Annotated in this window: 6 protein-coding genes; 5 read left to right on the forward strand and 1 reads right to left on the reverse strand. The window is 48.7% G+C overall.

The genetic code is table 11. The features are described 5' to 3' along the window. Positions 1 to 5: 5 nt before the first annotated feature. The 5 genes from KVT36_RS33100 (at position 6) to KVT36_RS02125 (ending at position 7,498) form a co-directional block, all read left to right on the forward strand. On the forward strand, positions 6 to 2,651 hold the full coding sequence (locus KVT36_RS33100) for a PKD domain-containing protein (protein ID WP_217601838.1): 2,646 nt from the start codon (positions 6 to 8) through the stop codon (positions 2,649 to 2,651). Positions 2,652 to 2,780: 129 nt separating this feature from the next. Next, positions 2,781 to 4,700 carry a PKD domain-containing protein gene (locus KVT36_RS02110; protein WP_217601839.1) on the forward strand — a complete coding sequence of 640 codons (1,920 nt, stop codon included), beginning with the start codon at positions 2,781 to 2,783 and terminating at the stop codon, positions 4,698 to 4,700. Between the two features lie 118 nt (positions 4,701 to 4,818). After that, the gene (locus tag KVT36_RS02115) at positions 4,819 to 5,574 is read left to right on the forward strand and encodes an SDR family NAD(P)-dependent oxidoreductase (protein WP_217601840.1); all 756 of its coding nucleotides are present in this window, start codon (positions 4,819 to 4,821) and stop codon (positions 5,572 to 5,574) included. A gap of 135 nt (positions 5,575 to 5,709) precedes the next feature. After that, positions 5,710 to 5,871, forward strand: a complete 162-nt coding sequence (locus KVT36_RS02120) for a hypothetical protein (RefSeq protein ID WP_156093025.1) — start codon at positions 5,710 to 5,712, stop codon at positions 5,869 to 5,871. Between the two features lie 121 nt (positions 5,872 to 5,992). Beyond that, a complete protein-coding gene (locus KVT36_RS02125; protein WP_217601841.1) occupies positions 5,993 to 7,498 on the forward strand; it encodes a malate:quinone oxidoreductase in 1,506 nt (501 codons plus the stop codon). A gap of 141 nt (positions 7,499 to 7,639) precedes the next feature. Here KVT36_RS02125 and sprA read toward each other — a convergent pair whose 3' ends face one another. Continuing rightward, entirely contained in the window at positions 7,640 to 14,902 is a 7,263-nt protein-coding gene (gene sprA / locus KVT36_RS02130) for a cell surface protein SprA (RefSeq protein WP_217601842.1), read from the reverse strand. Positions 14,903 to 14,916 lie beyond the last annotated feature (14 nt).

The raw sequence follows: 14,916 nt of genomic DNA on the forward strand, positions 1-14,916 counted from the left end.
GCTAAGTGAAACGCCTTACCTTATTAATGATATGTTTTGCCTGTGTGTTTACCGCACAGGCTTCCCATATTATTGGCGGGGAAATGTATTATAAATATCTGGGGAAAACTGCCGATGGTACAGGTAGCAATTACCTGGTTACGTTAAAACTGTTCCGCATATGCGGCAACCCGGGCGGCAATGTAGCCGCTATGCCGCCCAGCGTATATTTTACCATCTATAGTAAAGATAACGGCGCGCAATCCGGCATCTACCAGTTTGACCGCAAAGGCGCTATACAAACCGTAAGCTCTGCGCTGATAGATCCCTGTATTGTGAACCCGCCCAGTGTATGTTTTGAGATCGGTACTTTTGAAGGCACTATTACCGTACCGGATAATGACCAGGGATATACCGTTGCTTTCCAGAGCTGCTGCCGTGATAACTTTATAGAGAATGTTGTAGACACCCACGTACCTAATGATAACAGCCGCCCAGGTAACGGCGCCACGTATATTGCCGAACTGCCGGGCAAGAACAATGGCATCATTGGCAGCTCAAGCCCTGTATTTGCTAAAGACCAGGCAGTGGTAATATGTGCAGGCAAAAAATTCACGTATGATTTTTCTGCCATTGATCCGGATGGCGACCGTTTGGAATACAGCTTTTGCGATGCATACGGCGGCGGGCAAACCACCAGCACCGGTATACCACCGCCCGCAGTAGGCCCTCCTTACAACACCGTACCTTATAAAAATCCTTATGATGGGGAAACTCCGTTGGGAGACGCTGCTACCATTAACCCGCAAACCGGTGTTATATCCGGCATAGCGCCACCTGCTGGTAAATATGTAATTACCGTGTGTGTAAAGGAATACCGCGGTAACCAGCTGTTAGGCGTGCACCGCAAGGATTTTCACGTAACCGTTACCACCTGTACCCGTTTGGTAACAGCCGCCATGCCCGATAAATATGCGGATTGCAATGGCTTAACTATCAACTTCCTGAATAACAGCACACCCGGTAAAACCTACTTCTGGGATTTTGGAGATGGGGATACGCTCACTACCACCAGCACAGATACTTTAAAACATACTTACAAAAAGGAAGGTACCTACAATGTAAAACTGATCGTGGACCGTGCCAGCAGCTGCGGCGACAGTGCCTTTGCAACCGTGCATGTATATCCCTTATTTAATCCGGATTTTTCCGTAAGCGGTTTATGTACCACCAAACCCACGCAGTTCCGCAACACCTCCACTACCAGCAGCAGAACGGATAATATTGATTATTACCGCTGGGATTTTGGTGATACCAATGCTACTAATGATACGGCGCTGTTAGCCAACAATCCCACCTATCAATACCCGGCTGCCGGTAAGTATAATGTAGAGCTGTTAGTGCGTACCAAAAATGGTTGTGAACGTACCTATTACGACACTGTTACTATTTACGACAAACCACCTTTAACTACCACCAGCGATACACCGCTTTGCCATAATGATGCATTGCAGCTGCATGCATCCAGCCTGCAGCCCGGCACTTATGCCTGGACACCCAGCCACTATTTTATTACCGGCGCCAATACAGCAACGCCTATTGTGAATCCTAAAGTAGATACGGCTTATACCGTAACCTTTACAGATAATACCGGCTGTGTGAACAGTCAGCGTGTAGCCATAGACGTGAAAGATACCTTGCTGGTACGCACATCGCCCGACAGCACGGTGTGTACCGGGGATACATTGCAGCTCAAAGCAATAACAGACGGCGCTTATCAGTTCACCTGGTTAAACCTGGCCAACAACAGTGTAGTAGGCAATGCGCTAACTACTTCCGTTGTACCGCCGCCACCGGCAGCATCTTATGCTATACAGGTTACGCTGGGCAGCTGCTCATCCCGTGATACCATCAACTTTAAAATAGTAGATCCGCCCCATGCTTATGCCGGCGAAGATACCACTATCTGTTATGGCGATGCGGTAACGCTGAAGGCCACCGGCGGCTCTTCCTACACATGGACGCCTACTGCCGTACTTACCACTCCTACGCTTGCAGTTACCCTTGCCAAGCCATTAACCACTACTGATTTTATTGTAACGGTAACGGATATACTGGGTTGTCCCAAACCGGTGAATGATACGGTGCAGATAGGCGTAACGCCGCCTGTACCTGCCTTTGCGGGCAACGATACCATTCTTATTAAGGATCAGCCTTTCCGCCTGCACGCCACCGGCGGCAGCCGCTATTTATGGACACCCGGGGAAGGCCTGAACAATCCGAATATAGACACACCACTTACAAACATTAACCGAGATATTACCTATTACGTAACCGTATATACGGTTGATGGCTGCTTTGCTACAGATGACATTCACCTGCGTTTTATTGTTGGCCCGGACATTTACATTCCCAACGCCTTTTCCCCCAACGGCGACGGGCAAAATGATATCTTCCGTCCATTGCCGGTAGGTATTGTGCATATGGATTTCTTCCGCATATTTGACCGTTGGGGTAAAGCCATGTACTCCAACACAGAATACCTGAAAGGTTGGGATGGTACAGTCAACGGCAGGCGGGCGGCAGTGGGTACCTATGTTTGGGTAGTACAGGGCCAGGATATTCACGGCAATACCCTGCTGCGCAAAGGTACTGTTACGCTTATACGTTAGAAAAAAACGTAAGGGGTAAAATCCCCGCTATCGCTTTCCACTATTGCATTTCCGCCTTTTTCTTTTCGTCGATTTCTTTTCCTGGATTGCTATTTTTTTAGTACATTCAGAGAGCCTGTGCTATACTTCATGAGCAAATTCCTCCTACTCGTTTTTGGCTGCTGCCTGATCCACGTTGTAGCAGTTGCTTACCATATAATTGGCGGGGAGATCTATTATCAAACCGTAGCCTATAATAGCATTACAGGCCAATACCGCTACCTTATTACCTTAAAGCTTTACCGCGATGCAGATTTCACCTGTGGCGACCGGCAGGGATGCCTGGACCGTTTTGAGAACCCTGTTGCAGTAAATGTGTACACTGCATCCGGACAGCGGGCAATAGCACCGGTATTGTTATACATACAGGAAACAAAACAGCTGTTTGATACGCTTAAGAATCCCTGTCTTACTCCGCAAACACAACACCTGGAAGCTGCCTTTTACCGCGATACCATTGAACTGCCGCCCATTTATGGCGGTTATTATGTGGCTTACCAGCGCTGCTGCCGGGGCGAGAAGCTGGCCAACATTTACAATTCCGAACAGGAAGGCAGCACCTACTACACCACCATTCCCGGCACAGAAAGCCGCCCTAATAATAACAGCGCATATTTTAGTAAAGATGTAGCGATCGTGATCTGCGCCGACTTTGCTTTCCGGTATGATTATGCAGCCACCGACCCTGATGGCGACAGCTTAACTTACAGCCTTTGCAGCGCTTTAACCGGCGGCGCGGCCAGGAATGAAAGCAATGCTATTAACCCGCCACCGTATGATGACATCGTGAATTATATACCGCCCTATTCCGGCGCAGACCCTATGGGCGGCGCCCCCCTTATAGCCATTAATAACAAGGGGCTGCTTACCGGCACACCCAACCGGGTAGGAAAGTTTGTAGTATCTGTATGTGTCACTGAATATGACCGTATTACAAAAAAGTACATTGGCACCCATCATAAAGATATTTTGCTCACAGTGTTTAGTTGTAAATCCGCCGTGCGGGCCAACCTGCAGGATATACTGAATAACTGCACCGATACTGCCGACCTGCGCGTAGCCATACCCAACTTCAGCAACGCCGGTTTTACCTCCAGCTATTACTGGAACTTTGGGGATGGTACAGACACTATTACCTACGATAAAAAAGTATTTTACCACGCTTACCCCGATACCGGCAGCTATCCCATTAAGCTGGTGGTTAACCGCGGGCTGCCCTGTGTAGATAGCAGCATAGGCACCATTAACAACTACCCGGGGTTACGTGCAGGCTTCACCGTAACAGGCATTTGCGCGGGGGATCCTATTATTTTCAGGGATACCTCTTCCTACACCTATGGTAATATCCTGACCCGCAGCTGGGACCTGGGCATGCCCAATGCCATAGTCAGCGGGCGGCAGGTGAATATGCAGTATCCGGAGGGCGGGGTATATACCATTACCCTTTCGCTGGATACGGATAAAGGCTGTACGAAAACCTCCACCTTAAACCTGACCGTGTATGAAGTAAAACCTTATGCCGGCAACGATACCATACTGGCGCGGGGGCAGCTATTACCCCTGCATGCCAGCGGCGGCGAATTTTACCAGTGGACGCCTCCCTATGGCCTGAATAATGCCGGCCTTGCGGACCCAATACTGGATTATGATAAGGATATACAATTCCTGCTTAAGGTATCTAACCAGCAGGGCTGCGTGGGGTACGACACACTGAACGTAAAATATTACCTGGGGCCCGACATTTACATACCCAATGCCTTTACCCCCAATGGCGACGGGCAAAACGACCGGTTCCGGTTTATACCGGTGGGTATTGTACAATATGATTTCTTCCGCATTTACGACCGCTGGGGCCAGCTGGTGTACTCCTCCATTGACTTCCGTACCGGCTGGGATGGCACTGTGCATGGGCAATCCGCTGCTATGGGCACCTATGTATGGATATTACAGGGCAAGGACCTGGGCGGGCAAACCGTTTCTAAAAGCGGTACCATTACCCTGATAAGATGAATTTATTTACGATTTTAGATTTACGATTTTAGATTTGTGAAAGGAAACTATTTAGATAATGGGTGGCAATATCCGCCTCCATCCAATCTAAAATCGTAAATCTAAAATCTGAAATAGCATGTCTATCATACTCATTACCGGTGCTACCGCCGGATTTGGAAAGGCTTGTGCTGAAAAATTTGCCCAACATAAACATGATCTTATTATTACCGGCCGCCGGCAGGAAAGGCTGAATGAGTTAAAAACATCCCTGGAACAGCAATACGGCGTTAAAGTGCTGCCCCTCACTTTTGATGTGCGGGAGGAGCAAACCGTGGCCAGCACCCTGGAAGCCATACCGGAGGCCTGGAAAAAGGTGGAAGTGCTTATTAACAATGCCGGGCTGGCAGCAGGCCTCAGTACTGTTGATGAAGGCAGCACAGACGACTGGAACGCTATGCTGGATACCAATGTAAAAGGGCTGTTGTATGTATCCCGCACGGTAATACCCTGGTTAAAGGCGCAGGGCAGGGGCCATATTATTAACCTGGGTTCTATTGCAGGCAGCCAGGTATATGCCAAGGGTAATGTGTACTGTGCCAGCAAGGCTGCGGTAGATGCTATTTCACAAGGTATGCGTATAGACCTGCTGCCCTTTGGTATAAAGGTTACAAATGTTTGCCCCGGCGCAGCGGAAACAGAATTTTCCGTAGTACGTTTCAAGGGCGATGAGGATAAAGCCAAAGATGTATACAAGGGTTTAAAACCCTTAAGCGCTGAGGATGTGGCAGATGTGATCTTTTACTGCACTACCCTGCCCCCGCATGTATGCATAAATCACCTGGAAATAACACCGCTGCAACAGGCAAGCGCTTACTATTATCAGAGAAATTAACATGAACATGTTATTTTACAGGTTATATATTTTGAATATATTTGAAACGATTCATATATTTGAAACAATTTAATTTTTCCGTTACAGTGTTTCGAGACTAACTAACTATCCTATAATCCTATAATCGAAATCCCTATGCTAACATTTGTAACTATTCTATTATTACGCCTGTACTATCCCAGGTGGAAACAGGAGTGGCGCTTTTACGCCGACAGATCCAGGCAGAACAAATATGGCCGCTGGGCCATGGGTAAGGCCTGGGGCGGTGAAGCTGATTACTCCCTGAGCTACAGTTGAGGTATGAGAAGTAGAGAAAAGAATTTGTTAACAGTCCCGCGCTTATGGCCGGGACTGTTTTGTTTTAGGCATATTCCTATTAATTTTGCGCCGGAAAAACGTAAATAATACCTTTTAATATATGTCTTCAAAAGCTGCGCCTGATGTTGTGTTAATTGGAGCCGGAATTATGAGCGCCACACTGGGTGTATTATTGAAAAAATTACAACCCGAACTGACCATTGAAATCTTTGAAAGACTGGATGTTATTGCCGGTGAAAGTTCAGATGCATGGAATAATGCAGGCACCGGGCACTCCGCCTTTTGTGAGCTGAACTACACCCCTGAAAAGCCGGATGGCACGGTTGAAAGCTCCAAAGCCGCTAAAATTGCAGAGTCTTTTGAAGTTTCCAAAGCATTCTGGGCTTACCTGGTGCAGGAAGGTTATATTAAATCCCCGGAAAGTTTTATACGTAGCGTACCGCACATCAGCTTTGTATGGGGCGGCCCCAATGTAACCTACTTACAGCAGCGCCAAAAAGCGCTGGAAGGCAATGCATTATTCAAAGGCATGCAATACTCAGAGGATCATGCTACCCTTGCCAAATGGATGCCACTGGTAATGGAAGGCCGCGATCCTGAACAAAAGGTAGCTGCTACCCGCATGGAAGCTGGTACGGATGTAAACTTTGGCGCACTTACCCGGCAGCTGTGCACCTACCTGTATAACCAGAAGGGTGTAAAGATCTATACCGCACACGAAGTACGTGATATTGAACAGGAAGAGGATGGACGTTGGTCCATTACCGTAAAGAATGCCACTACCGGTAAAAAACGCACGCTTAAAACCAAATTTGTATTTATAGGTGCTGGCGGCGGCTCACTGCCTTTGCTGGAGAAATCCGGCATACCGGAAGGCAAGGGTTTTGGCGGTTTCCCGGTAAGCGGCCAATGGCTGATCTGCAACAATCCCGAAGTTATTGAGCAGCATGGGGCCAAGGTGTATGGTAAGGCGGCAGTAGGCGCACCACCCATGTCAGTACCTCACCTGGATACCCGGGTGATTGATGGTAAAAAGGCATTGCTGTTTGGCCCTTACGCCGGTTTCTCCACCAAGTTCCTGAAACATGGCTCTTTCATGGACCTGCCGTTATCTATTAAATATTATAATATCCGCCCTATGCTGGCAGCGGGCTTTGATAATATTCCCTTAACCAAATACCTGATAGAGCAGGTGCGCCAGTCGCCGGAAGACCGTATGGAAGCTTTACGCGCTTTTGTACCACAGGCCAAAATGGAAGACTGGGACCTGGAAACTGCCGGGCAACGGGTACAGATCATTAAAAAAGATCCTGAGCACGGCGGCGTACTGGAATTTGGCACTGAAGTGGTGAGCGCTGCAGATGGTACCATCGCGGCCCTGCTGGGTGCATCGCCCGGCGCATCTACCGCTGTATCCATTATGCTGGATCTGCTGAACCGCTGCTTTAAAACGCAGATGAACACCCCGGAGTGGAAGGCCAAGCTGAAAGAAATGATCCCATCTTACGGGCAAAAACTGGCAGATACGCCCGGCCTGTGCGATGAAATGCGCAGCTGGACAGGCCAGGTGCTGAAGCTAAATGTGGAGGAGGAAGTGGCGAAGTAAAGAATGTAAAATGTAAAATTTTAAATCATAAATGTAAAAGTGGAATGCCGCGATTGGGTCCTAGTCAGACTTCGCGGCATTCCACTTTTACATTTGAAATTTTACATTTATGATTTTACATTCTTTTTATTGTGCCACACCTTATTGCGCTAACATAAATCTTAATGTAAGACCGCCCCTGGTATTGGTGATGGGATAAGCAGTGGATATTACCGGTATGGTTTGCCTTCGGTCATAGAAGAAACGCAGGTTCAAACGGTTATTCACCACATAATCAATAGACGGGGCTATGCCTATCACCTTCTGACCACTGGTGGGTATCACCAGGTCCGCATCCAGGCGGTTATTCACTGTCCGGTCATCGCGGTAGCTGAGGTCCAGGCGGAAATTCATATCATTTTCTAATTTCTTGCCGCCATTTTTTCCTACACGGAATGGTAAGGGGAAACCGCGCATGCGGTAACCGCCGCCTATTATTATTTCGGTAGAGCGCAGCTCTGTTAACTGGTAGTCTATCAGGCTTAAGCTCAGGGAGCGGCTCTTCCTGAATTCCAGGCGGGCATTCAGGCTGTTGGTAAAGGTCATATCAAAACCTATCAACGGCGCAAACTGCTCTGTCATGGTCAGGTTGGGCACCAGGAAGTACGGAATGTAGTTACCGGATACCGTATCTATAAAACCGGGATACCCTGCCAGGCGCGGATCCTCATAGAACAGCGCCGTGTTATAGGAGTTCATGCTCAGCGTACCGGTATAGGCATGCGTAAGCACAAAGTTTGTAAAGATGTTACGGAATGGTTCCAGCTTGGTTAACCCGTTATAGGTAATACGCCAGTTAGGTTTGGGTATAAAGTTGCTGAACGGGTTGCTGCGTACATTGCTATTGCTTTGCTTCAGCAGGCCTATCTTTTCCGGGTCTTTACCGGTGTAAGCTGCCAGGAAAGCGGGTATCAATACATCCTGTGCATAACGGCTGTAACCATAATAATAAGTCGGGTCTTTTGAGTTTTGCGTAGGTGCGCCCTGGTTATAAGGGTTTTGCGTAGCCAGGCGTTTGGATATAGCCAAACGGTAGTTCTCAAAGTTCCGGAAGGTGGTAGACATGCCGCTTTGCGCATCAATTTTACCAAACAGCGTTTGTATGGCTATATAAGTGATCTCAAACCCACCTGCATCATAGGGGCTCAGGTGTTCAAAACCCAGCACATTACCCAATGTGTCTGTAGCATTTTTGAACAGCTCCGTATGTGTTTTTGTGAATGATTTAGTGATGTTCAGGTCAATACGCAGATCGGGTATGGGTTCCAGCTGCGCCTGCGCATCCAGCCGCTGGGTGAACTGTTGCTGGAACTGCACGTTGAACAGCGTATCCGGCGTGATCAATCCCTTCTTGGCAAAATTATCCAGCCAGGCTTTATTAGGCTGGGCGCCAAATACAAAACCTAAGCCCGGCGCCATAGAGGCCCAGTTCATACCCAGTAGCTTGGTACTGTCTATATAACCGGGTAAGCGGGTACCGGAATTTTCAGAATAGTTAATGGCAATCCGCTTTACAGCCAGCAAGGGTTTCAGCGCTGCTTTCACCAGGGCCGGCAGCTCATTATCGTCTTGTTTTTGCTGCGGTTGCTGTTGTTTGTTCTGCTGGTTGCCCTGCATGTTCTGGTTCGCATTCCGGTTATTGTTATTACCGGATGATCCGCCGGTTACCCTGCGCAGGAACTTGGATTTATTATACAGCTCAGAGAACTTAAATTCTGCGGTCACCGTTCTGTTCTGCGTATTCTCAATGGCATTACCCAGCTCCAATGCCAGGCGGCTGGCGCCGGTCCAGCGGTATTCCGTACTATAACCTAATGCAATATTAGTCCAGCTTAACAGCGGAATTTTGCTGGTAGGCAGCGTATACGTAACGTTGGCGGAATGGAAGTAGTTGGTGGTACGGCCAAACTTAAACAGGTTATGGCGCACACTATCCCGCTTAGCCTTGGTATCAATACGGCCGTCCGGTTCATCAATACGGGTATTGGTTACCGCATTAAAATCAATGGTAAGGCTGCGGGTCAGGTCCCACTTTAAACCATAATAACGGTCAAAGGTGAAATACTTGTTATAGGTTTCAGGCAGCTTATACAAACCATCACTGCCCACGTTACGGATGCGCGTGGCGCCAAACTGCCGGGTAATATCCGCCCGGAAGCTGATGATGGAAGGCACGTAGTTTATGTTAAAGTCGCGGATCAGATCCAGCCAATGCGTTTTTGATTTACCCAACAGCTTTTTCAGCGGCGTAATAAACTTACTTTGGCCGGCATAGTTATAACCCAGGCCCCCACGGTGTTTGGTAAGAATATCATTTTCAATAAGCGGGTTATGGCTATTGGTTTGAGAGAAGGAGTAACTAATGTCAAAGTTCTCAATATCCCATATTTTCAGCTTGGGCTTACCCTGGTTTAGCTTACGTACGTTGGTAAAGTTCAGGCTCTTAATAGAAGTATAATCCTGTGCATCCCGTTTAATGGAATCCCGCTCAGCGGAGGTACGCGCCAAACGCAGCTTATCTTTCAGTTTAATATCCATGTCATACGGATCATATTCCGGATTGCTGGCAGCTTGTGAGTAACCGGCATATACCGGTATGGAAATGCCTGCTTTTTTAGGCAGCAGCTTACCCAGGTCCAGGTTGGCCGCTACATCATATTGCAGGTAGTTATCGCGGAAACGTTCATTCACCCGCTGATCTATAGCGCCAAAACCAGCAGTGTGCATGTTACCGGATACGCTTACAGTACCCAGGTCGGCCAGCTGTACATCCATACGGGCCATAGCTGCATAACCGCCTTTTTCATCAAAGTCTGTAAGGCGCATTTCATTGAACCATACTTCGGTACATTTGGATAACCCATCGTTCTTGGGATTATACACGCCTATCATTACACTTCTTACATCGCCCAGGCTGGGGTTACCTACTACGCTAAGGAAGTTGGTACCATCTGATTCCGTGTAAGGAAGGATGGGGGAACACGTATCGCACATGTTGCGCCGCTGTTTCAGGTTGGGTAGCTTTGCCAGCTCCAGGTCCAGGTTATTTGCTTCCGGCCATATGGCGTTGGCGTCTGTTGAGTTGCTCCAGGGAGTTACTTTCAGCGGTATCTGGTATTCATAATAGTTATTGGTAAAGTCACTGCCCAGGCGTACAATAGCGCGCAGCTCACCATCCTTCAGGGAAGTGGGATTATTCACCGCCTCTGAGTGTATGTACATCTGCAGCCTTTTATACTGGCGCATATCAAGCCCCAGGTTCTTGTAAATACCGCGGTTATCGCCGTCCTTCAGGTCGCATACCTGCATGGAAAGGGCCTGCTCATTCAGCTGCAATGTAGTATTGTTGGTGCTGATGGTGTTTTGCCTGGTTACGCCCGGCGGTATTACATACGGAATGGGGTTGCGTTTTGAGTTCTCCTCAATGTTCACCGCCGTGGTATTGAACTTGGTGCTTTCGTCAATGGGTACCGGATCACCGGGTTGTAATTTATACATATAACGGCGCCACTGGTTGCGTACCAGGTCCAGCTTGCCAAAACGCACCACTACAGAATCCTGGAAGCCGGTCAGGAACATCCGCATAAAACGTATGGACTTAAAATCCGGGATATTGCCAATGCGGCGGTTGTACTGGTTTACCGGCACTTTAAACTGGTACCATGTTTCCGTGGTTTTGTTACCATCCGGCAGGGTTACCTCTGCGGCGATCTTGTCCACTACATAATTATCGCCCACCTGCATGTTAGGCTTCAGGTTCACCATGTACTGGAAGTATTCTTCCGTTTCGTTCATGGTATTATCCCGGTTCAGATCCTCAGATTCCGGTATGTTGGTGGCTGCGGATGAATACTGGGAGTTATTATTGGATACCGGCGAGTTGCCTTCCGGGTTGCTGTATCTCTTATAACGCTGTAATATGCCCAGGCGTTCCTTATCATAATCATCACCGCGGTAGTGATGGTAGTCATCGTTCGCAGGATCGTTAAACGCCTGCTTGTAAATTTCGGAACTCTGCCCAAAGCTGGCTTGCAGCTTGTTCAGGTAATCACGGTAAAAGAAACGTTCATCGGCAACACCGCCGTTAGAGCGTAAGCCATCATAACCCACATCCTGGTAAGAGCGGATGTTGGGATCGTTATCAAATGCCTGTGTAAGCTGCTGCTGGTATTTAGGTACGCGGCCCCAGTGGGAGGAATCCATCTGGTTAGCATTCTGATTCGGGTCTGGTAAGCCGTTCTCAAACATTTTACGGGAATCTTTCAGCACATCTTCCGATACGTTACCCAGGTTAAAGTACAGCTGACCGCCTGTGCTGTTGGGTGTTTTAATGAACGGATCCTGGATCCAGAACTCTATGAACTCCACGTTGGCCGTTTCAAAATCGCTGTTGTCAATGGAGCGCATCATACCGGCCCATTTGCGCTGCGGTGTTTTCAGGTGGCCGCTGGCATCAATGTCTGATGGCAGGTAGGAAAAGTTATAGGGGCCTCTTTCCGTTGGGTAGTAGGCCAGGTCAAGGGTACTTAGCTGGCTTTGCCCAAAATCGGTAGAAAGGTTAGGGAATACTTCTTTCTGGTAAACCAAACGTACACGCGGGTCAGACTGCTCCTGTGTGGTAATGTTTGCCGGCAGGCCCGGTGATTTGGCAATCTGTAAGGTAGGTTCTATTATATACCAGGCCAGCCTCGCACGGTTCTTACCATAGGTCAGTGAATCGTTCAGGTCTGCTTCGGGGAACAACAGGTTGCCATTGGCATCTGTAGCTCCGCTGGGAGTAGAGGCCAGGGCCCAGCTGGTGGCCGGGAACTTCAGGTCGTACCCGCTCTGGGAGCCTTCAAAATCATCAATAAATACCTGGCCGCTGCTGCTGCCCGCTGCATTCACCAGCTTACTGTGGCCGGGGAACAGGCGCGCTACCTCGCCGGTGAACAGGATGTTGGAGGGTGTGGTAGTGCTGTAGTTGGGCAGCTTATCCAGGAAGCGCGTAAGCCCTTTCCATTCGGAATTATAGTTTACATCCAATCCCAGCACGGTATTGTTAATAGGGTCTTCCCCGTAGTTCACTTTCTGATAATAAGGCCGCTCACTCATGCGCACCATGGTACCGCCCAGGCTCAGCTTATCATTCACCACATAATCCAGGCGGGTACCCAGGTAGTTACGTACCTGCTGGCCAAACAGGGCATTGTTCTCAAACTGCACATTAATAGGCACGCCGGATGCCAGCACACCGCCGTTAATAATTTTAATACGGCCCAGGTTATAGTCTATGATATAATCCACATTCTCCCGCAGCATTTGCCCGCCGGCATTAACCGTTACGGAGCCGGGCGGAATGTTGTAACCGCCCAGGGATATTTCCGACGAGTTGGCGGATTTATAAGAGCCTTTCAGCACAAAGCGGTTCAGCTGCGGAAACTGCTGCGCCACTACTTTTATGGAGTCATATAATACCTTATAGAGATATTGCTTTTCCAGGGTCACATTGCCCCCAAAGGCTTTTTGAAGCCCGCCTGCAAACGGTTCCAGCTGCGGGAACATTACATGCCCGGTTTGCGAGTTAATCGTGTACCCTTCCACGTAGTCAAAAACCCCGTCGGGCTGGGGATCGTTCTGGTTATTTAAGCGGTCCAGGTTCAGGATAGTGATAATGGGCGCCCCGGCGTAGGATCCCTGGGCATCCGGTATATAACGTTTATCACTGGGTGCGCGGTCCTGCGTACCGGGATCTTTATAATATACGTCCAGCTTAAAGTCCTGCCGGTTGATCTGGATGGCGCCTGTGGAGTAGATGTTCTTCATCATCAGGTCCCAGATTGGCAGGGTGGGCCGGGCGGAAGTAGCTTTCAATAATTTCAGGAACAGGATCTGCTGGTTGGCGCTGTTGGTTTGGTCCGGCGGTACATCCTGTGAGAATTCCCCTACCTGGAACACGCGGCCGTTATAAGTATACTGGTAAGCTACGGCCAGCACCTCATCCGGCTGCAGCTGCTGGTTTAACGATATGTAACCCAGCTGCCGGTTCACCGTATAGTCGGTTGAGTCCAGCTTGCGGGCAAAGGTTTTTTCAAACTCCTGCACCGGTTTTAAACCCAGGCTTAGCAGGCGGCTTACCACGGTTCCGGTAAAACGGCTGGCCGGGTCATTAGCCAGCTGGCTAAACAGGTTGTTAACCCCGTTGCCCGGCAGCTTGGAGCTGGTAAGCACCGTCAGCCCGGTGTTATAGGGTTTGTATTCACCTAAGTCCATTAAACCTACTACATCCCTGGTATTGGTGGTAGCCCCGGTTTTATTGGTTACCCATACTTCTATACGGTTAATGTAAGAAAGGGAGCGGATCACCGGCAGGTTAGACATGGCATAGTTGAACGTATCCCGGAAGAACTGCGCCAGCAGGAAGTGGCGGTTATCCTCATACTCATCTGCCCGTATGTTAAAGTCCTGCACCTGGGTGCCGCCTTTCAGCATCAGGTTCTGTTTCTGCGATTTCTGGTTAGAGAGTACGCTGGTTACCGTAAGGCGGCCAAACTGCAGCTGGGTTTTAAGACCAAACAGCGACTGCACCCCGGAAATAAGCTGGCTGCGTAAGGGGAAGCTTACGTTACCGGCTTCTATCTTTTTTATGATCTCATCATCGTAACCGGTGTATTCCAGCTTTATCTGGTTCTCAAAGTCAAAGGTGCTCTGGGTATTATAGTTGGTAATGAGCTTCAGCTTATCCCCTATTTTACCGGTTACGTTCATGTTAATGTTCATGTCAAAATCAAAACCTCCGTTCTTACGCGCCTGTTCTACCAGCACGGGGTTCTTGATGTTCTGGCCCTGGTAGCCGAACGTGAGGTCCAGGCTTCCCTGGGGGCGTATATCCACCTTGCTGCCGCCGAATACACGGTCAAACAGGCTGTTGCCGCTATTCAGCTGCGGGCCGGAGCCCAGCTGGTTCAGGCTGCCCAGGGTAGCTGCCCGCTTTTGCCAGTAGCTTTGTTCACTCTGGGAGGATTGCAGCTTGTAAAACTCATCAAAGCTCATGTAGGTGGGGTTACGGTAGTACTGGTCGCCTATTTTTTCCGTAACGGTATATTGTTTGGTAACGGGATCGTATTCTACGTCTCTTTTAATGCTGGCGGGGTCTTTTAGATCAATAGCATTCCTGACGGGATCGGTAATGGCATTTCCGTACCTGTCTTTTATAGGATATTTCAGGGTGTCACTTTTATGGGTAGTATCCTTTGCGGTTGTATCTGTTTTCCAGTTTGGTTGCTTAAAATAATTTCCCGAACGTTCCCTTGCGGCAGTGTCAAGAATAAAAAAAGATACGACGCCTATCACTGCAAAAGCACTTAAATATGTCTTTTTTGCCAAGCGAAATAGGTTTT

Origin of the sequence: Chitinophaga sp. GbtcB8, from assembly GCF_019091455.1 — a bacterium.
Taxonomy (GTDB): Bacteria; Bacteroidota; Bacteroidia; order Chitinophagales; family Chitinophagaceae; genus Chitinophaga.